Here is an 18,567-nt window from a genome sequence, read left to right as displayed (position 1 = left end):
TCAAATACTCAAATACTCAAATACTCAAATACTCAAATACTCAAATACTCAAATACTCAAATACTCAAATACTCAAATACTCAAAATTATTTTGAGGATCTGTAATAACCTTGTCAAATAAAAATTGTCTGTTATCAAAGTTCCTCTAATATATTCTGTTTAAGTAAGAAAAATATTGATTACGTTTCAGGTGACAGTATTTTAGCCGAATCTTTTATAAACGAATCATTATCGTAACGATGACACAAATACTAGCTTGAGCTTGATTATTAAGGCAGACTTTCCTGCGTATAGCAGAGTTTGTTCTAACTATTCAAACCATTTGCTTCATCTTTAAATGTCTCTACAACCACAGAGAAAATATCGTCCCAAACCTCATCATTTGCCAAAAACGGATAATCTTTCAATAGCTTATTACTTTTAGCACCCTTATTCTGCAGCATGCTACGAATGATTCTATCGGCATAGCTGTTGGGCATCTCAATAATCTCTTTTATCGCCAGTCGTGCATGGTCATGTTGTCTTAGGTACTGTGACTCGTTATGCATCTCTTTTTCAATAACATGCGCAATCAGTCCTGATAAGTACTGAACATGAGGCGTCAGGTCCATAAAGCGCCATGCCGGTTGAATAAGGTGACTGTCTTCAAAATTTAAGTTTGAGCGAATACCATCAGGGTAAGTAATCGCTTGTTTATCAAAGCTGTAATGATCACGGATTTGCTCCATAAGTGGCACGGATACACGGTCTAAAATTTTATCATAGGCATGACGGTCTGAGGGATGCTCAGCGATGGCTTGCGATATAGGTAAGATAATCGGCTCATGAATGATCTGGTCGCGTCTGAGTACATCGTTAATTAGGAAGCGATGTACTCGGCCATTGCCATCCGCTAGCGGATGAATATACACAAAAGCAAAGGAAGCAACCGCACTACGTATCAGTGCCGATTGTCCCTCGGTCTTTTCCATAAATGCCTGTAACCCTTTGAGCTTTTCAGCAATGTCATCAGCAGGTGGCGCAATATAGTGCACAATCTCTTTAAAGCCATTGACCTGAGTATGCGACACAAAAACTGGAGATTGACGGACGCCATACTGCTGGATGACCGTTTTGCTACCAAGTATCTCTTGTTGCAACTCTGCTAGCGACTCAGGATCAAGCGGAATATCGCCCTTGCCGGTACGCCGTGCCATCACATCGGCGAAACGTTCAATACGTTTTAACTCTTTCCCTTCACCTTCTATAGTAAAACTGGCTTTACTCTCTCGTAATGTCATCCATACGGAGGCACGCATCAGTAAGTCTTGCCCAAATTCATCGTTCAGCTTGTCAACCATTGTGGCAATATCGAGTGCAGCGGCTTGCGTAAACAACTCTGTTTTTACCAGCATCGGACAGAAATGACGGGTTCCTGCTAGATTGTCATTGATACGCCAGCGAGCGTTCTTGATGACCTGCGAAGGACTTGAAGTAACCAACTTCTTGGTAACCAAAGCATCCACATAGTTACCGCCTATATTACTCGGTACCTCTAAATGCTTATCCATGAGCCACTCATACAAGAAAGCCATTCTACGGGCATAGCTGCCTGTCGGCTCAGCGTTTACCCATGCTTGCACGTCATTTGCCCCTATCTGCTCAAATAGACGAACCAGTAACTCTAAATTCAGTACTTCATGACGCATGTGAAACTGTAAGTGCGCAATGATTGTGTCCAGTGGACGCGCGGTTTCCTGATAAGCGTTATGAATGACGTCACCGTCTTTATAGGTTTGCCTGCGCCCACCGATACTACTGCTGACATATAAAGGCGAAACCAGCTCTATGCTGGCATAACGGACAAGCCATGCTGCGCCAATAGGATCTGAGATAGGGGTATTCATCATGAGTGGCTCAAGCGATTATAGATAAGCCATTTTGCGCAAAAACAATTATGAATGCAATATAATGATTATTATAAAGCCTTATTGCATTAAAACGATTTTCTTATGACGTTGCGATGCCTTTAAATCAAGACCAAAGGTCACGTTGAGTCGATATTTAAAATACCTCAGCTATTGACCTGCTTTAAGACACGATAAACGGTAGCTACGCCAACACCAACCGCCTTAGCGATCTCTTCTTTTGTCATATTGTTTTGACTAGCCAATGCTTTAATACGATTGTGTTTTGCGGTATTGGCTTTCTTACCAGTGGGTTTATAGCCACTGTTGGCCAATCCTTGTTTAATGCGCTCTCTACGCTTGTCATTATCAAGCTTTGCCATGGTCGCTAATAAATCGATCAGCATATCGTTAATCACTGTTAGGATCTCACCTGTCATACCGTCACTCATCGTATGTGTGGTTGGTAGATCAGCCACCACCAATCGTAAGCCCTTATCTTTAATACGCTGCTTTAGAATCGAAAAATCATCTTGAGATAGTCTGCTTAATCTATCCACGCTTTCAACCAATAAAATATCGCCTTGCTCGGCGTCCTTTAGCAACTTAGCTAAGATTGGTCTATCGAGCTTTGTACCACTGAAGTGCTCAACGTAATCAACATAGCTATCACCATAGCGGCTACTGAAGGCAACCAAATCTATTAATGCTCTAGTAGCGTCTTGATCCTTAGTGCTGGCTCTCACATAAATACGAACGGTCATAATACCTCTTTGTATCAGTTAGACTTAATAATTGATGTTCATTGATAATAGCAAGATATTACTATCATTTAATATCAAATAAAAGTCAAATGATAGATAGGTTGTCGTTTAGAAGTTTTATGTTTTGGGTATAGTCTAGTGATAGGTCGTTTAAAGTGGTTTCGTTATAACAGTCTATTTTAGATAGTCTGTAAATATATTTGAAAACCATCAAAGGATGGTTCCAATGGGGTATACTCATGTAGAACTGCATGTAATAACACTAATTTGGACTTTGATAATGAAAAAGGATAAACCATACATTGTTGTGGTTTAATATTGTTGTAACAACGGTAACTTTACTTATTTAATAGAAGAAAAAACAAAATCAATTAGCGATGTTTAAACTGGTATTCATTGATGGTCACTTTAATTAGATATAAAGTAAGTAAACAAAAAGTCAGTAAGGTAATTGATAACGTGTCTAAACGAACCATAAGTATGTTGGCTAAAGAACTGAGTGTAAATGTCGAAACAATTCGCTTTTATGAACGCAAAGGCTTAATTAAACAACCACCAAAGCCTATGCAGGGCTATAGACATTACCCGAAAGAAACGGTAAATAGAATACATTTTATCAAGCGTTCTCAAGAATTAGGTTTTACGCTAAATGAGATTGAAGGGTTACTTGCGTTAAACGATAGTCCATGTAGTAAAGTACAAGAATTAGCTAATAAAAAACTGATCGCAGTACAAAAAAAGATGGCTGACTTGTTGTTGTTAGAACACGCTTTGGAAGAACATTTAGGACAATGCCAAAATAATGATGACGATAGCCACTGCCCAATAATTGATTCGTTGCAACCGAAGTAAATGATTCACTTAACTACCATTTCCCACTAAAACAGCATATCCAATTTTACTTCTGCGCCTTAATTCAAGTTAGCTTATTCCCCGTATCTGTCGTAGCAGATTATCAAAGATAAATTTTTTATAAATCACCCTTGACTCCGTACTTAGGTACATGCAATACACTTGCATTATCTAATGAGGTATCTATATGAATCAAAAAGAATCAAACCTTCCAATGATAGGAGGCATCATAGCAGCATTAGGCGCAGGCGTATGCTGTGTAGGTCCTTTGCTCCTGTTATTACTTGGGGTAAGTGGCTCATGGATTGGTAATTTAACTGCATTTGAACCCTATAGGCCATTATTTATCGCATTTGTAGTGTTGTTGTTTGGTTACTCAGGTTGGAAAATTTACCGTCCTGTAGAAGAGTGTGAGCCGGGAACGGCCTGTGCAATTCCTAAGAAACAGCAACAACGAAAAGTCATTTTCTGGCTGAGCGCTATAGTTGCGACAATTTTAGTGACCAGTAATTATTGGATACTTTTGTTTGCTTAATATACAGATCAAGAAATTTATAACATTTTAAAATTTGGAGCTAATTATGAAAAAATTATTATTAACCGCACTGCTTTCACTTTCTAGTTTTGGTGCTTTTGCTGAAGTAAAAACAGTTACACTGGAAGTGCCAACGATGAACTGTGCGACATGTCCAATCACAGTTAAAAAGTCATTAGAAAATGTTGATGGCGTTGAAAATGCGAAAGTTACCTACAAGCCTAAGCTAGCTGTTGTTTCTTTTGATGACACTAAAACCAACATCAATGCATTAATTGCAGCGACTACCAACGCTGGCTACCCTTCAAATTTAAAAAGTGAAAATAAGTAATATTTAGCCCCTTAGAACTAGTTACGCGTATCGGAGATAAAGCAGGCTCTATAGGTGCACTTGTTTCGGCAATGGGATGCGCCATGTGTTTTCCCGCGATAGCTAGTCTTGGTGCGGCAATTGGGATGGGATTTCTTAGTCAGTGGGAAGGGGTATTTATCAATACGTTGTTACCACTGTTTGCAGTATTAGCGCTGGTAATGAATATCTTAGGCTGGTTTAGCCATCGTCAATGGCACCGTAGTTTTATCGGTTCAATTGGCCCCATTTTGGTTTTACTCTCTTTATACCCTTGGTTCCAGTACGGGTGGAGTTCATACGTTACTTATACGGGGCTAGGACTAATGGTTGCTGTATCAATTTGGGACATGGTTTCTCCTGCGAATAAACGCTGTGATGATGAAACTTGTACCGCTTAACTTTTTAAGAGGAATAAAATATGTCAACGAATAGTTGTTGCTCGCCAAATGACATCCAGCCAGAACAATTACATGTAGCCATTATTGGTAGTGGTTCAGGGGCCTTTGCCAGTGCGATTAAAGCAGCAGAAGGCGGAGCAAGAGTTACTATCATTGAAGGAGCCGATGTAATCGGAGGTTGCTGTGTAAATGTCGGCTGTGTTCCTTCAAAAATATTGATCCGTGCTGCGCAATTAGCGCATCAGCAACGTACTAACCCGTTTGATGGTTTAGAAAATATTCAGCCACAACTTAGCCGCTCCTTATTAGCACATCAGCAAAACGCTCGCGTCGAAGAACTACGCGATGCTAAATATCAACGTATTTTAGAGAGTAATCCCGCGCTATCTTTACTTAAAGGTTATGCACGTTTTAAAAATCAAAATACCTTGCTAGTTCACAAGTCTGATGGTAGTGAAGAAGAGCTGGTTGCAGATCGCATTTTAATTGCAACAGGCTCTACACCAAGCATTCCGCCAATTAAGGGTTTAGTTGATACACCTTATTGGACATCAACAGAAGCCTTATTTGCAGAAGAGTTACCGAGTAGTCTAGTTGTCATCGGCTCCTCCGTTGTTGCTCTGGAAATTGCGCAAGCTTATGCCCGTTTAGGTAGCCGTGTGACAATTCTAGCCAGACATACCCTTTTATATGCTGAAGATCCGTTATTAGGTGAAAAACTGGCAGAGTGCTTTGAAAAAGAAGGTATTAGGGTACTTAATAATACGCAAGCAAGTCATGTTTCTTATGATAGCAATGGTTTTTCATTGGAAACTAACGAAGGAACATTAATCGCTGAAAAATTGCTTATCTCTACGGGTCGCCATGCAAATACTGGAAAGCTTGGTTTAGAAAATGTTGGTGTTGAAACAGATAAAAGTGGTGCCATTGTTGTTAATAGTATGATGGAAACATCAACAGCTAACATTTATGCCGCTGGAGATTGCTCCAATATGCCACAATTTGTTTATGTTGCTGCTGCTGCCGGAAGTAGGGCTGGAATTAATATGACAGGTGGAAATGCGCAACTCGACTTATCTACCATGCCTGCTGTTATATTCACCGACCCACAAGTTGCTACGGTAGGTCTAACCGAAGTACAAGCTTCAGCGGTAGGAATAAATACGATAAGTCGTGTACTTGATATGGAAAACGTACCAAGAGCTTTAGCAAATTTTGAAACGGATGGTTTTATCAAGTTGGTAGCTGAAGAATCCACGGGAAAACTGATAGGCGCACAAATTTTAGCCCATGAAGGCGGAGAACTGATTCAAAGTGCGGCTCTTGCTATTCATAATAAAATGACAGTCGAAGAATTGGCAGGTCAACTATTTCCGTATTTGACGATGGTTGAAGGATTGAAGTTATGCGCTCAAACCTTTAGCAAAGACGTTAAAGAGCTATCTTGCTGCGCAGGGTAATCATTTAACGGTAATGTACTTACAGAAATGTTAATGGAGTGCCATTAATAGCTGTTATTTCAAATAATTTTCTAGCGGTTTTTTCTCAAAATCTGAGACCTTCCTAAATTTTGTGTAAGTATTTAATCTAAACGTCAGTTACACAGAATCTGGGATGGTCTCCATAACAGTACTTATAGAAATCAAAAATAAGCTAATTCACTCTCGAAAAACTCACTGGATGTACACAACGAAGTACACCGATGTTGCTTCAATAACTCAAACTATTGCTATCATTAGCATACAGTCCAAGATTCAAGTCCTCACTAGGGTGCCATCCTTATGGCTATAAGAATAACTATGCTAAATACTCAACGCAACTGAACTTAATTCGCTCTATTTATCTTATTGACGCTTAGCTATTTACTTACATGGCATTTCCGATTATTATACATCAAATTGATGATAATATATCGGAAATGCCATGTTCTCTTTACAACCATCGTTTGATGCTATTTCAGACAAATTTATTGATGAAAATTCTGAGGTCGTTAGCGCTCTTGCTGCCATTCACCCCAGTCTTACAACTCAACTAGTTTACGAGGTGATTCTGGCCGCTAATGAAAAAACTCAACATGTTGGAAGCTCTTTTCCAGCTAATGCTCCGTTAGCAATGTGGCAATTTCACATTACAGGTTTTCTTAGAGAAAAACTATGTGCTCTTGGTTGGACTAAAGTTGATGGTAAAGGTGGGGTTGCATACGTAATATCGCCGTGTAAGGAGCATGCAATTCGTGTTTTTGCAGGTAACAAGTATGTAGGTTTACGAGATGGAAACGTAAGCAATAGATCAATTAAGGGAAATACCCTTAAAGATGATATTTATCCGCTATTAAACTCTGATAAAGGAACGACCATTTGGACTTTACTTCATTACCGATTTGGTGAGTTAATGAGATTAGAGCTTTCGCAGCCAAAATCATTTGCAAAAGGTAAGATCAATGACTGGGGTACGCGGATCAAAATCCCTGATGTTAAGTTCAACATTCCTACAACACCGCGTATGAAAGAAAAAGTTGAGGTAGGAGTAGTTCCTGTCAAGCGTAAGAAAAAAGCTTAATCAATTCAAGGCTAATATATGTTTAATCCAAATCGATTACAGTTTGCAATCGATAGGCGAGCTGTGAGCAAAGCTGAATTAGCAGAAAAGCTAAATATTACTCCTAGAACATTAACAAATTATCTAAAAGGAAATACTGAGCCTAATTTAGTTGATATTTCAAGGGTGCTAAGCTTCCCTATCGATTTTTTTAAAGGTAGTGACTTACCAATCATTGATGAACATAGTGTTAGTTTTAGATCTCGTTCTAGAATGACTAAGAAAGTCAAAGCCGAAGCTTTAACTTATGGCATTACTGGCTTTATGCTTAATGATTGGTTTGAAGAGGAGTTTGAACTTGTTCAATCAGAACTTCCTGATTTATCTCATCTATCTCCTGAAGAAGCGGCTAATTCGCTCCGTTACGACTGGGGCCTGGGTGATAAACCTATTGGGAACTTAATTGCTCTATTAGAGTCAAAAGGTATACGTATTTTTTCTATTTTTGTAAAATCGGAATATATTGATGCTTTTAGCGTTTGGTATGATGACACACCTTTTATCTTTCTTAATAACCAAAAAACTATGGAGAGAAGTCGTTTTGATGCATGTCACGAACTAGGTCATTTAGTTAGAGATATATACAGTATGAAAATGTCTGAAAGTTTTAGTAAATCACTTGATGAAGACTTGGATTCAAAAGTAGTCGAAAGATGTGCAGATGAGTTTGCATCTGCGTTCTTGATGCCCGAAGTTGCATTAATGGAATATAGACATGTAAATCCTACCATCAACAATCTTATTGAGCTGAAAAAAGTGTTCGGCGTATCTTTAGTAGCACTGGCATATAGAATGCATAAGCTAGGGTTCATAAGTGAGTGGGTTTATACAAGAGTGCTCTGCCCAGAAATAGCAAAATATAATTATCGTAAGTCAGAGCCTTATCCAATGGATAGAGAGACTTCCCAAGTACTCAATACAATAACTAGTGAGTTAACTTCAGAAGGAATTAGCCTAGACGATATTGCTAAAAAAATTAATCTTAGAAAAGCTGATATAACTCCATTGCTATTTCAACTTGCTGAAAGCACAAAGCCTTTTCATTTATTTCAAGTTTTAAAATAATGTGTGAAAACATGAGTAAAGTTTAGCTACTAGTTTGATCAGCTAAACTTTGCTCGTTCTTTTAATCAAGTATTTATACAGCTTCTTTAGCATTCATTAAATCAATAAACGCCGCCTCAAGCACACCAATCGCCTCATCATCAACGATTAACCCCTCATCTATCTGGCGCTGTACCCATACATGAAGCGCCTCATCATTATAGAAAATCGGATTCACGTCCAATATTTTGGCCAGCTGTGAGCCTTGCTGTATTTGTAAGTTTTGAATCAGTTGCTTGGTTAAAACCTTCACTTTGTGATCAAACCAAGATGACGTTGTTGGTTGCTGCGCTGACGTATACATAATAACCTCCTGTAGATTAATTAGATTTCTTAATTAACTAAATGTTCTGCTACAGGTAAAATTATACACGCATTTTGACTCATTGCAAGATAAAATAACCTACTGTAGGTTATTTTATGTGTTTAGAGATTAGATGTCTGAATCGTCAGTAAGTTCATATAGATCGCCTACCTCAATTTTAAAATAGCGGCATAGCTTTTCAATCACTTCTAAATCTACTCGAGTGGCTTCTTCATGATACATACGCGTGATTGTGCCTCTGTTGATAGAAGTTTCTCTTGCAACATCTGCAATTTTAAGGCGCTTTTCACCCATTATCGTTGATAAATGACACTTAACCATTACCCTCTCCTATTTCAAATATAGTGCTATTAGCATACAAATTATTCGCTAAACACGCATAGCGCTATTAAGCAGTGCATTTTACTACGTGTCATATCGGTTTAATAGTAAGACCTATCCAATACTAATAAGCTCAATACTTTCAGTTGTGCTTACTAGCCCTTTGCGATAATATACTTATATGAGTACTTACTCATTTGAGTGTATGAATATATAATCATCATAAGGCCTTTACCATGAAAGTAATCGCAGTACTGAACCAAAAAGGCGGCAGCGGCAAGACCACGATAGCCACGCATTTAGCACGTGGGCTACAACTTCAGGGTCATAGTGTGCTACTCGTTGATAGTGATCAGCAAGGCAGTGCTCGCGATTGGAGAGCCGTTGATGAAGACAATCCTGTTCCTGTTATCGGCCTTGATAGACCAACGCTTGATAAGGATTTAAAAAATGTTTCTGATAAAGAGTTCATCGTAATTGATGGCTCACCGCAAGCGACCAATCTGGCACTATCTGCAATCAAAGCCGCTGACTTTGTGTTGATACCCGTACAGCCAAGCCCCTATGATGTGTGGGCGACCAATGATTTGGTTGATTTGGTGCAGCAGCGCATCGAGATGACCGATGGTAAGCTCAAAGCCGCCTTTGTGGTCTCTCGCGCGATCCAAAACACTAACATCGGCAAAGAAGTTGCCGCAGTGCTACAAGATTATAATCTGCCCGTTCTTGATGCCAGAATTGTGCAGCGCGTCAGCTATCCAAATAGCGCTTCAGTCGGCAAAACGGTATTTGAGACAGAATCTGCTAAGAGCAATGCCGTGACTGAGATCACGCAACTGGTTAACGAGGTTAAAACGTTTTTTGATAAGGAAGTAGAGTTATGAAAGCTGGCCGCCCAAGTAAAGATAAAAAAGACGCTCTTGAGTTGTCTGACGTCACTGATAAGTCCAAAAAGACCACACGAGTCAACTTCAATCTTGATGAAGATACCTATTTTGAGCTCAAACAATACGTGCTCGATAATCGCACAACCGTCACTAAACTGCTCACTGAGATGATTGAATCACGGTTGAATGAGCGTTGATAACAGACCTATATTGTTGATTTATAATAATTTATTATAAGGTGTATATACACCTATACACCTATACACCTAACGATGTTAATTTAGGATAATCATGAGTCAATCACAACAGCTTCAACAACTAAAAAAGCAGCTTTGGAATATTGCCAACGACCTACGCGGTAAGATGGGTGCAGATGAGTTTCGGGACTACATACTAGGATTTATTTTTTATAAGTACTTATCAGATAAGTTCATCCGTTTTGCCAATAATATCTTGGCTGAAGAAGGCGAGGGCTTTGATAATTTTGCAAGTTTTGATATCGGTAATCCTGATCATCTTGAATATATCAATGAAGTCAAAGAAAATGCTATTGATGAGATCGGCTACGCGCTATCGCCCAATCAGTTGTTTCACCAACTGGCCAAACGCGGCAAACAAGACCAGGCGTTTATCCTCGATGATTTAGCTGACACGTTAAAAGCCATCGAGCAGGGCACATTAGGCACAGACTCAGAAGAAGATTTTGCCAACCTATTTGAAGACATAGATCTTACCTCAACCAAGCTTGGCAACAGCCCTGATGACCGCAATGAGCTGATCGTCAAAGTGCTAAGCCACCTAGATGCCATTGATTTTGATCTTAGTAACACCGAAAGCGATGTGCTAGGTGATGCTTATGAGTATCTGATCGGTGAGTTTGCCAGTGGCGCAGGCAAAAAAGCGGGAGAGTTTTACACGCCGCAGATGGTATCCACGTTACTTGCCAAAATCGTCACCAGCGGCAAGGACACCATAAGCTCAGTCTATGACCCAACGTGTGGCTCGGGTTCTTTGCTGCTGCGCGTCAAGCGTGAGGCGAATGACGTAGATAGAATCTACGGTCAAGAGATGAACCGCACCACCTATAACTTGGCACGCATGAATATGATTTTGCATGGCGTGAACTTCACCAAGTTTGATATCAAACAAGAAGACACGCTCAAGCGTCCACAGCACGTTGGAATGCGCTTTGATGCCATCGTGGCCAATCCGCCATTTTCAGCGCACTGGTCGGCTGATCCCTTGCTGCTTCAAGACGAGCGCTTCTCAGACTATGGCAAACTTGCGCCCAAGACCAAAGCCGACATGGCGTTTGTCCAGCACATGCTGCATCACTTAGACGATGACGGCACAATGGCAGTGGTATTGCCGCATGGTGTCCTATTTCGCGGTTCAAGTGAGGGCGATATTCGTGAATACATCATTAAAAACCTTAACGCCTTAGACGCAGTGATTGGACTCCCTGCTAATATCTTCTACGGCACCAGTATCCCGACCTCTGTTTTAGTCTTTAAAAAGAACCGCAAGCACAATAACGAGGTCTTCTTTATCGATGCCAGTGACTGCTTTGATAAGCAAAAAAATCAAAATATGCTGCTGCCCGAGCATATCGACACCATCATCAAAACCTATCAAGCGCGTGAAAATGTCGATAAATTCGCCCATGTCGCCTCTTTAAAGGACATTAGCGAGAACGGCTATAATCTCAACATTCCGCGTTACGTGGACACGTTTGAGGCTGAGCCTGAAGTGGATCTCGCAGCCGTTGCCAAGGCATTGCAAGATTTAGAAAAAAAGAGCCAAGCAACTAATGCTACCATCAACGACTTTTGTAAAGAGCTGGGCATCAAATCGCCTTTTAAAGCAGCGCTATAGGGCAAAGATAAGGATACGATGATATGGCAACGCCAAAATTGCGGTTTAAAGAGTTTGATGGGGATTGGAAAGCACTAAACTATAAAGACGTTTTAAATATAAAGTACGGTAAAGATCATAAAAAACTGAATAGCGGTGATATTCCAGTATTTGGAACGGGCGGCGTAATGCGTTATGTCGATCAGTTTTTACATGATGGCGAGAGCATATTAATTGGGCGTAAAGGTACTATTGATAGCCCTAAATACGTGAACGAGAAGTTTTGGACAGTCGATACTTTGTTTTACACCGAAATCAAAGAACAAGCAGTGCCAAAATTTGTTTATCAGCATGCTTTACAAGTGAACTGGTTAAAACTTAACGAAGCAACTGGCGTACCCAGCCTAAACACGAAGTCAATTAATAATGTGGCTATAAACCTACCACCTTTAGAAGAACAAACCAAAATCGCTACATTCCTATCCGCTGTCGATACTAAGATCGACGAGCTGACCCAAAAGCATGAGCTGTTAGGCGAGTATAAAAAAGGCATAATGCAACAGCTTTTTAGCCAAAAACTGCGCTTTAAAGCGGATGATGGTAGTAATTTTGAAGATTGGGATGATATAACACTAGGTGAGATTGCTTCAAAAAGCTTAGTAAAAAATAAAGATGAAAGTATCGCTGAAGTTCTAACAAACTCTGCTACTCAGGGAGTTATTAAACAAAGTGATTATTTTGAAAGAGAAATAGTAACCACTTCAAATTTAAAGGGTTACTACGTGGTTGAGATGGGTGACTTTGTATATAACCCAAGAATTTCATCTCAAGCGCCTGTAGGGCCAATCAAGCGTAATAAACAGTGCTTAGGTGTCATGTCACCTCTATACACCGTCTTTACTATTAATGAAGGTGATATAAATTACTTAGAATACTTCTTCGAAAGTAGTGTTTGGCACGATTATGTTAAGAGTGTGTCTAATTCAGGGGCAAGGCATGATCGAATGAATATCAAGAATCAAGATTTTTTTGATATGCCTATTCTATATCCTTGTTTAGCAGAACAAACCAAAATCGCCAACTTCTTAACCGCTATTGACCAAAAAATCGATAACGTCGCTGAGCAAATCGATCAAGCTAAAACTTGGAAAAAAGGCTTATTACAGCAGATGTTTGTATAAGGTATAACATGACTGAGCAAAGTGAGTACCAACTCGAAGATAGTCTGATGGCGCAAATGCAGGACTTAGGTTATGAGCGCGTTACCATTACCACCGAGGCGGCACTCCTTGCCAACCTAAAGACGCAAATCGTCCGTGCCAATCAGCTGGATCAGCCATTATCTGATGATGAGTGGAAGCAAGTCATCAGTCATCTTGGCAGTGGCAGCGCCTTTGAGCGTGCCAAAAAACTGCGCGATAAGTTCAACGTCAAGTTCGATGATGGCAGCTCACGCCATATTCAGTTTTTTTGGCCAGACGCCAAGGACAACATCTGGCAGCTGAGCAATCAGATTATGATTGATCACAGCAGCCAAAACGGGCGCACCAGTCGCTTTGATGTCACTATCTTGGTCAACGGTTTACCCCTTGTACAAATCGAGCTCAAGCGCCGTGGCGGCATCGAGATTGCCGAGGCGTTCCATCAGACTATGCGTTACTCAAAAGCTGCCTACAAGGCAGGTCACGGCTTATTTGAGTTCATTCAGCTGTTCGTCATCAGTAATGGTGCAAACACGCGCTATTACGCCAAAGGCACACAGCATTTTAACTTCACTTTTCCATGGGCAGATAGTGACAACAAGCCGATTAATGAAATCATCGATTTTACTGAGGTTTTTCTAACCCCCACGCACCTTACCGAGATGATCGCTCAGTTTATCGTGCTTTATGAGTCCTCAAAGACCATGATGGTACTCAGGCCCTATCAGGTCCACGCAACCAAGCGCCTAATTGAGCGCGCCACCACATCAGATAAAAACGGCTATATTTGGCATACCACAGGATCAGGCAAAACGCTGACCTCATTTAAAGCCAGCCAAATCATCATGCAACTACCTGATGTCGAAAAAGTCGTGTTTGTCGTCGATAGAAATGATTTGGACACCCAAACCGCCAATGAGTTCAACGCCTTTAAAGACGGCAGCGTAGACAGTACCACCAACACCAAAAACTTAGTCAAGCAGCTCGGCGAGACCCACGACAAGCTGATCGTCACCACTATTCAAAAGCTCAACCGCGCTATCAAATCAGAACGCCATCAAGAAAAAATCCGCTACTTACAAGACAAAAAAGTCGTGTTTATCTTTGATGAATGTCACCGCAGCCAATTTGGTGAAACCCACCAAAACATTAAACGCTTTTTTCAACAATCGCAGATGTTCGGCTTTACCGGTACACCCATATTAGTTGATAACGCCCATAACAAAGCTGGGCTAAAACTCACTACCGCCTATCTATTTGATGAGTGCTTGCACCGCTACACCATCGTGGATGCCATTCGTGACAGAAACGTGCTGCCCTTTCAGATTGACTATGTGGGTAAATTCACCAAAAACGACAGTGCTGCCGATGAAAAAGTCACCGCCATTGACACTCAAGAGGTCTATAACGACCCTAAACGCATTGATGATATCGCTCGCTATATCATCGAAAAGCATGACACCAAGACCAAACGCCGCGAGTTTAACGCCATATTTTGCGTTAGCTCCGTTGATATGCTCACGCAGTACTACGACGCTTTTGAGCGTATTCAAGCGCAAAAGCAAGCCGACGACCCTACATTCAAGCCACTTACCATTGCCACGATATTTTCTTACGCTGCCAACGAAGCGACCGATGCCAGTTTCGAAGAAAATGGTTTAATTGAAGAGTCGAGCTTTGAAACCCCTGCCCAAATCGATGAGAGCAGCCGCGACAAGTTAGATCGCTACATTGGCCAATACAATCATACATTCGCTACAAACTTTGATTCAGGCAAGAACTACTACCCTTACTATCGTGATATCGCCACCAAAGTAAAACAGCGCAAGATTGATGTTCTGATCGTTGTGAATATGTTTTTAACAGGATTCGACGCTAAAACCTTAAATACGCTATACGTGGATAAAAACCTAAAGTATCACGGATTAGTACAAGCCTTCTCACGCACCAATCGTATTTATAACGACAAAAAACCCTTCGGTAATATCGTCTGCTTTCGTAACCTAAAGCAAAACACCGACGACGCTCTAGCCCTGTTTGCTAACAAGAAAGCGAAAGATATCGCCGTCATTCCTGAAATGCATGAGCTACGAAAGCACTACGATCAAGCCGCTAAGACCCTTTTAGACATCTGCGCTGATTATAAGGCCGTTGACACACTAGAGACTGAAGACGAGCAGTTGGCATTTATCAAAGCATTTCGAGAAGTGATGCGCTATAACGAGCAGCTAGGCACTTTCGTGGACTACGACCAAGCTGATACAGATCTGAATAAAGAAGACTTTGCCAATTTTGCCAGTAAATATATAGATCTATACCGCAATATTCGTACCCAAAATAAAAATAGCGAGGATAAAACCTCAGTACTAGATGACATTAACTTCCAGATTGAGATGCTGCACAGCGACCGCATCAACGTCAGCTACATATTAGAGCTACTCAAGCAAGCCAATAAAGAGCAAGACGAGGGTAACGAGGAAAAGGCAGCCCAGTACCAAGCCCAGGTGGACGACTTAATCATGAATGAGCCGACCTTCCGTGACAAGCAGGAACTTATCCAAAAGTTCATCAATGAGCAGATGCCTAAAATGCCAGATGGTCAGACAGTAGAGGAGGCTTTTGCACACTTTTGGGACGTAGAAAAAGAAGCCGCCTATCAAGAACTATGCAAAGACAACAACCTAAAAGCCGACGTCATGCAAGAGATCCTCAGAAAATATGAGACTAGCAAGAGACTACCTGACCGTAACGAAGTGAAAGCGCTACCTAACTATAAAGTTAAGCTATTTGAGCGCAAGCCCCTTCACGAGAGACTCATGGGCAAGACTCGTGACTTTATCCAGAAGTTTTATGCTGATATGTAAAAGACTATCCATGATCCTGTGCAACTGCACTTTAATCTAAACCCATCACCAGGGCATCATGGTCAATACACGTTGGCCATTTATGTAATAGCTCATCAGCATCAAAACCTTCTCAGGGGGCAGAGTCAGCTCTTTAGTTGTTCCATTGAGATGAGTTATGCAAGTGATATCCTCTGTATAAACCTTAGTCTTTTTATCATAAAACCCAAAAATTCCACCAACTAGCCGAACATCACGAGACCATCCCGAATTCTGTGTAACTGCCGTTTAGATTAAATGCTTGCTGATACGATCATCAAACATAATCATAAAGCGATTAAGGGCAGACGTCCAGTTACGGATTGGCATCGACCACTTTTTAGAGGCCTGCTGGGTTGCCAGATATACTACCTTGAATGCTGCCTGATCAGAGGGAAACACCTTACGCTTATTCACCGCCGTTCGAATCACACTGTTTAGCGACTCTATCGCATTGGTGGTATAGATCACTCTTCTGATGTCTTTAGGATAACCAAAGAACACCGTTAAGCCCTCCCAGTTATTGCGCCAAGACTTGATGACATGCGGGTACTCTTTGCCCCATACTTCATCAAAGTGCTCAAGGTTGGCCTCTGCCATCTCAAGCGTATCAGCACCGTAGATGGCCTTTAAATCAGCCGCTATTGCCTTCTTATCTGCCCAAGGTACAAACTTCATCGAATAGCGCACCATATGCACAATACACAGCTGAACCTGAGCGTTGGGGTAGACGGTGTTAATGGCATCAGGGAAGCCTTTTAGGCCGTCTACACAGGCAATAAGAATATCTTGTACTCCACGGTTTTGTAGTTCAGTGAGAACGCCCAGCCAGAACTTGGCGCCCTCATTCTCTGATAGCCACATACCAAGCAGCTCTTTTTTACCATCAAGAGCAACGCCTAAGGCCAGATAGATAGCTTTGTTGATGATCTGCTTGTCCTGACGAACTTTGACGACAATGCAGTCTAAGTAGACGATAGGATAGACGCTGCTCAGTGGCCGGTTCTGCCAAGCGGTGATGTCATCCAAGATGTTGTCAGTGACTCTGGAAACCAAGCTGCTTGAGATGTCGACGTCGTAGATGTCCTTGATGGTTTCGACAATCTCAGTAGTGGTTTGACCTTTGGCGTATGAGCGAGGATCAGCAAGTGTCTGGGAGACACTTGCCCGAAGCGCAAGACGGAAGGCTATGCCTGTAGTGAAATATGATTTTGTCATCAAGACCTGAAATACGGGTTTGATGCTTACTGACAAGTACAGGATCAAAGCTACTGTCGCGGTCTCTGGGGGTGGAGATCTCAAGCTCGCCTGTGTCGCTACGGACTCTCTTTTTAGTGTGCCCATTGCGCTTATTAGGCCTGTCTGCCTTTTCATGCTTGGGGTAGCCGAGATGCTCTTCCATTTCTGCTTCTAGGGCAGTGTCGATGAAGGACTGCATGAGCTGCTTTTGAAAGTCTTTGATGTCATCGAAGCTTTTCATGCTGCTGGCCATTTGCTCAGCCAGTTTCTTGATGTCAGATTGGTTAGTCATTGCTTATTCTCCTGTTAGTGGATTATAAGCAGTTACACACTTTTTAGGAAAGGCTCAACATCACTCAAAAGCTTTGCATGTTTTTTATCCACTGCCTTACTTATGGTAAGGGTTCCTAATGGCTCATCAGCTATTAGCATCAGAGTAACGAACTGCATCACACGATCATATAATTTTGGATTTTCCATCATCTCATTGTAAAAAGCGTATGCTTGATCGCTTGTGCAGAAGTTTTCAAACAAAGTAAATGCACGAGCTACCATTTCCGCAACGCTATGATCATTTTCTGCAAATTTAATGGCTATCGTATTTCTTGCAAGTGGTAGCATCACAGATAAAGCGCCTTCACTATCTGCCACTACACCATCGACCATATACGGCTCTATATCTGCGTCAAAACTTGATAGCGCAGCTTTGTGGCTTTCAATAAACATAACCTATTACCCATGATAGTGTGGATTACTTCCACCAGTAGCATGACTATTGTCATCTAGTAGCGAATCCTGTTCTCTATAATTAGCCAGAGAGTCAGATTGCGTTTGGTTATTGCTATCAATATTTCTGCCTTCAACGCCTGTATTTTGAGCAGTAGCTTCTTTATTATTTTCTTTTACGTTGGCTAAAAATGGATCCTCTTCCTCACCCAATCCTATATCACCACCTAAACTCTCGATCATACTTTTGAATAAAAACTTATCTGACTTTCTTGTTAAAAAATCTGGAAAGTGAATGGCGAAGTAATCTCGAATCATTTGCTCAGTTTCACCTTCAGTTGCCAATACTTGACCCAAAAACGCCCCCATCAGAATTTTCTGCTTGTTCAGTCGTTTATCAAGCTTTACTTGTTGAACCTTAGCTTGACGTTTTAATTCTTCTAATCGTTGGCGTTCTTTTAACTCATTGGAATCTTGGCTATCGAAAATAGATGTAGGTGACTTACTACTAGATGCTGACATCAAACTTATCCTTAATGATTAATTTTATTCAGCATAGCAAGCACTAAACAACAATTCAATAAATTATGATATGCTTTAACACAGCTGTATCTAGCTCCTAGAATATTTTATTTTTGCGAT

At 41.0% G+C, this 18,567-nt stretch carries 17 protein-coding genes and 2 pseudogenes; 12 read left to right on the top strand and 7 right to left on the bottom strand.

The window, feature by feature from the left end; genetic code table 11:
* Window positions 1-305: 305 nt before the first annotated feature.
* Window positions 306-1,889, bottom strand: coding sequence for a Fic family protein (locus ACS8FB_RS13545; protein ID WP_439263633.1), 1,584 nt, complete (start codon window positions 1,887-1,889; stop codon window positions 306-308).
* 164 nt (window positions 1,890-2,053) lie between these two features.
* Window positions 2,054-2,650: a recombinase family protein gene (locus ACS8FB_RS13540; protein ID WP_439263631.1), complete on the bottom strand. Its 597-nt coding sequence runs from the start codon at window positions 2,648-2,650 to the stop codon at window positions 2,054-2,056.
* A 459-nt stretch (window positions 2,651-3,109) separates the two neighbouring features.
* Here ACS8FB_RS13540 and merR point away from each other — a divergent pair, with 459 nt between their 5' ends.
* The 7 genes and pseudogenes from merR (at window position 3,110) to ACS8FB_RS13505 (ending at window position 8,450) form a co-directional block, all read left to right on the top strand.
* The gene (gene merR / locus ACS8FB_RS13535; protein ID WP_286130766.1) at window positions 3,110-3,502 is read left to right on the top strand and encodes an Hg(II)-responsive transcriptional regulator; all 393 of its coding nucleotides are present in this window, start codon (window positions 3,110-3,112) and stop codon (window positions 3,500-3,502) included.
* Between the two features lie 187 nt (window positions 3,503-3,689).
* Window positions 3,690-4,037 (top strand): mercuric transporter MerT family protein, encoded by a 348-nt coding sequence (locus ACS8FB_RS13530; protein ID WP_016899520.1) that lies wholly within the window; start codon window positions 3,690-3,692, stop codon window positions 4,035-4,037.
* A 46-nt stretch (window positions 4,038-4,083) separates the two neighbouring features.
* Window positions 4,084-4,368, top strand: a complete 285-nt coding sequence (merP, locus tag ACS8FB_RS13525) for a mercury resistance system periplasmic binding protein MerP (RefSeq protein WP_008110847.1) — start codon at window positions 4,084-4,086, stop codon at window positions 4,366-4,368.
* Window positions 4,368-4,787, top strand: a complete 420-nt coding sequence (gene merC / locus ACS8FB_RS13520) for an organomercurial transporter MerC (protein ID WP_186475527.1) — start codon at window positions 4,368-4,370, stop codon at window positions 4,785-4,787. The genes merP and merC overlap by 1 nt, the downstream gene beginning before the upstream one ends.
* A 68-nt stretch (window positions 4,788-4,855) precedes the next feature.
* Window positions 4,856-6,247: pseudogene (gene merA / locus ACS8FB_RS13515) on the top strand (mercury(II) reductase); the annotation flags it as partial.
* Window positions 6,248-6,710: 463 nt separating this feature from the next.
* The gene (locus ACS8FB_RS13510) at window positions 6,711-7,346 is read left to right on the top strand and encodes a hypothetical protein (RefSeq protein WP_025643763.1); all 636 of its coding nucleotides are present in this window, start codon (window positions 6,711-6,713) and stop codon (window positions 7,344-7,346) included.
* 18 nt (window positions 7,347-7,364) lie between these two features.
* Window positions 7,365-8,450 carry an ImmA/IrrE family metallo-endopeptidase gene (locus tag ACS8FB_RS13505; RefSeq protein ID WP_348654297.1) on the top strand — a complete coding sequence of 362 codons (1,086 nt, stop codon included), beginning with the start codon at window positions 7,365-7,367 and terminating at the stop codon, window positions 8,448-8,450.
* A gap of 73 nt (window positions 8,451-8,523) precedes the next feature.
* On the opposite strand, the gene ACS8FB_RS13500 is transcribed toward ACS8FB_RS13505, so the two are convergent.
* Together ACS8FB_RS13500 and ACS8FB_RS13495 are read right to left on the bottom strand one after the other, a co-directional pair.
* The gene (locus ACS8FB_RS13500; protein ID WP_348654298.1) at window positions 8,524-8,793 is read right to left on the bottom strand and encodes a hypothetical protein; all 270 of its coding nucleotides are present in this window, start codon (window positions 8,791-8,793) and stop codon (window positions 8,524-8,526) included.
* 129 nt (window positions 8,794-8,922) lie between these two features.
* The gene (locus ACS8FB_RS13495; protein WP_201530165.1) at window positions 8,923-9,135 is read right to left on the bottom strand and encodes a helix-turn-helix domain-containing protein; all 213 of its coding nucleotides are present in this window, start codon (window positions 9,133-9,135) and stop codon (window positions 8,923-8,925) included.
* A gap of 236 nt (window positions 9,136-9,371) precedes the next feature.
* Here ACS8FB_RS13495 and parA point away from each other — a divergent pair, with 236 nt between their 5' ends.
* The 5 genes from parA to ACS8FB_RS13470 all read left to right on the top strand — a co-directional run bounded on the left by parA (window position 9,372) and on the right by ACS8FB_RS13470 (window position 15,942).
* A complete protein-coding gene (parA, locus tag ACS8FB_RS13490) occupies window positions 9,372-10,019 on the top strand; it encodes a ParA family partition ATPase (RefSeq protein WP_348654299.1) in 648 nt (215 codons plus the stop codon).
* Window positions 10,016-10,219 carry a hypothetical protein gene (locus ACS8FB_RS13485; protein ID WP_300312249.1) on the top strand — a complete coding sequence of 68 codons (204 nt, stop codon included), beginning with the start codon at window positions 10,016-10,018 and terminating at the stop codon, window positions 10,217-10,219. The genes parA and ACS8FB_RS13485 overlap by 4 nt, the downstream gene beginning before the upstream one ends.
* 94 nt (window positions 10,220-10,313) lie before the next feature.
* Window positions 10,314-11,897, top strand: coding sequence for a type I restriction-modification system subunit M (locus ACS8FB_RS13480; RefSeq protein WP_439263627.1), 1,584 nt, complete (start codon window positions 10,314-10,316; stop codon window positions 11,895-11,897).
* 23 nt (window positions 11,898-11,920) lie between these two features.
* On the top strand, window positions 11,921-13,057 hold the full coding sequence (locus tag ACS8FB_RS13475) for a restriction endonuclease subunit S (RefSeq protein ID WP_439263625.1): 1,137 nt from the start codon (window positions 11,921-11,923) through the stop codon (window positions 13,055-13,057).
* An 8-nt stretch (window positions 13,058-13,065) separates the two neighbouring features.
* Window positions 13,066-15,942 (top strand): type I restriction endonuclease subunit R, encoded by a 2,877-nt coding sequence (locus tag ACS8FB_RS13470; RefSeq protein WP_439263623.1) that lies wholly within the window; start codon window positions 13,066-13,068, stop codon window positions 15,940-15,942.
* A 267-nt stretch (window positions 15,943-16,209) separates the two neighbouring features.
* On the opposite strand, the pseudogene ACS8FB_RS13465 reads toward ACS8FB_RS13470, so the two are convergent.
* From ACS8FB_RS13465 to ACS8FB_RS13455, 3 genes and pseudogenes are all read right to left on the bottom strand, one after another.
* Window positions 16,210-17,491, bottom strand: a pseudogene (locus tag ACS8FB_RS13465) (IS256 family transposase).
* 32 nt (window positions 17,492-17,523) lie between these two features.
* On the bottom strand, window positions 17,524-17,925 hold the full coding sequence (locus tag ACS8FB_RS13460) for a hypothetical protein (protein WP_439263621.1): 402 nt from the start codon (window positions 17,923-17,925) through the stop codon (window positions 17,524-17,526).
* Between the two features lie 6 nt (window positions 17,926-17,931).
* A complete protein-coding gene (locus ACS8FB_RS13455) occupies window positions 17,932-18,447 on the bottom strand; it encodes a hypothetical protein (RefSeq protein WP_300473725.1) in 516 nt (171 codons plus the stop codon).
* Window positions 18,448-18,567: the final 120 nt, after the last annotated feature.

The sequence above is a fragment of the Psychrobacter sp. 1U1 genome (genome assembly GCF_051847535.1).
GTDB lineage: Bacteria > Pseudomonadota > Gammaproteobacteria > Pseudomonadales > Moraxellaceae > Psychrobacter > Psychrobacter saeujeotis.
Note: the sequence above shows the minus strand (reverse complement) of the source record. Positions and strands in the feature narration are given on the sequence as shown.

Coding starts and splice junctions, on each gene's coding strand:
- ACS8FB_RS13495 (WP_201530165.1), bottom strand. CDS start 9,135: ATGGTTAAGTGTCATTTATCAACGATAATGGGTGAAAAGCGCCTTAAA.
- ACS8FB_RS13485 (WP_300312249.1), top strand. CDS start 10,016: ATGAAAGCTGGCCGCCCAAGTAAAGATAAAAAAGACGCTCTTGAGTTG.
- parA (WP_348654299.1), top strand. CDS start 9,372: ATGAAAGTAATCGCAGTACTGAACCAAAAAGGCGGCAGCGGCAAGACC.
- ACS8FB_RS13530 (WP_016899520.1), top strand. CDS start 3,690: ATGAATCAAAAAGAATCAAACCTTCCAATGATAGGAGGCATCATAGCA.
- ACS8FB_RS13545 (WP_439263633.1), bottom strand. CDS start 1,889: ATGATGAATACCCCTATCTCAGATCCTATTGGCGCAGCATGGCTTGTC.
- ACS8FB_RS13475 (WP_439263625.1), top strand. CDS start 11,921: ATGGCAACGCCAAAATTGCGGTTTAAAGAGTTTGATGGGGATTGGAAA.
- ACS8FB_RS13500 (WP_348654298.1), bottom strand. CDS start 8,793: ATGTATACGTCAGCGCAGCAACCAACAACGTCATCTTGGTTTGATCAC.
- ACS8FB_RS13505 (WP_348654297.1), top strand. CDS start 7,365: ATGTTTAATCCAAATCGATTACAGTTTGCAATCGATAGGCGAGCTGTG.
- ACS8FB_RS13510 (WP_025643763.1), top strand. CDS start 6,711: ATGTTCTCTTTACAACCATCGTTTGATGCTATTTCAGACAAATTTATT.
- ACS8FB_RS13455 (WP_300473725.1), bottom strand. CDS start 18,447: ATGTCAGCATCTAGTAGTAAGTCACCTACATCTATTTTCGATAGCCAA.
- ACS8FB_RS13480 (WP_439263627.1), top strand. CDS start 10,314: ATGAGTCAATCACAACAGCTTCAACAACTAAAAAAGCAGCTTTGGAAT.
- merP (WP_008110847.1), top strand. CDS start 4,084: ATGAAAAAATTATTATTAACCGCACTGCTTTCACTTTCTAGTTTTGGT.
- ACS8FB_RS13460 (WP_439263621.1), bottom strand. CDS start 17,925: ATGTTTATTGAAAGCCACAAAGCTGCGCTATCAAGTTTTGACGCAGAT.
- ACS8FB_RS13470 (WP_439263623.1), top strand. CDS start 13,066: ATGACTGAGCAAAGTGAGTACCAACTCGAAGATAGTCTGATGGCGCAA.
- ACS8FB_RS13540 (WP_439263631.1), bottom strand. CDS start 2,650: ATGACCGTTCGTATTTATGTGAGAGCCAGCACTAAGGATCAAGACGCT.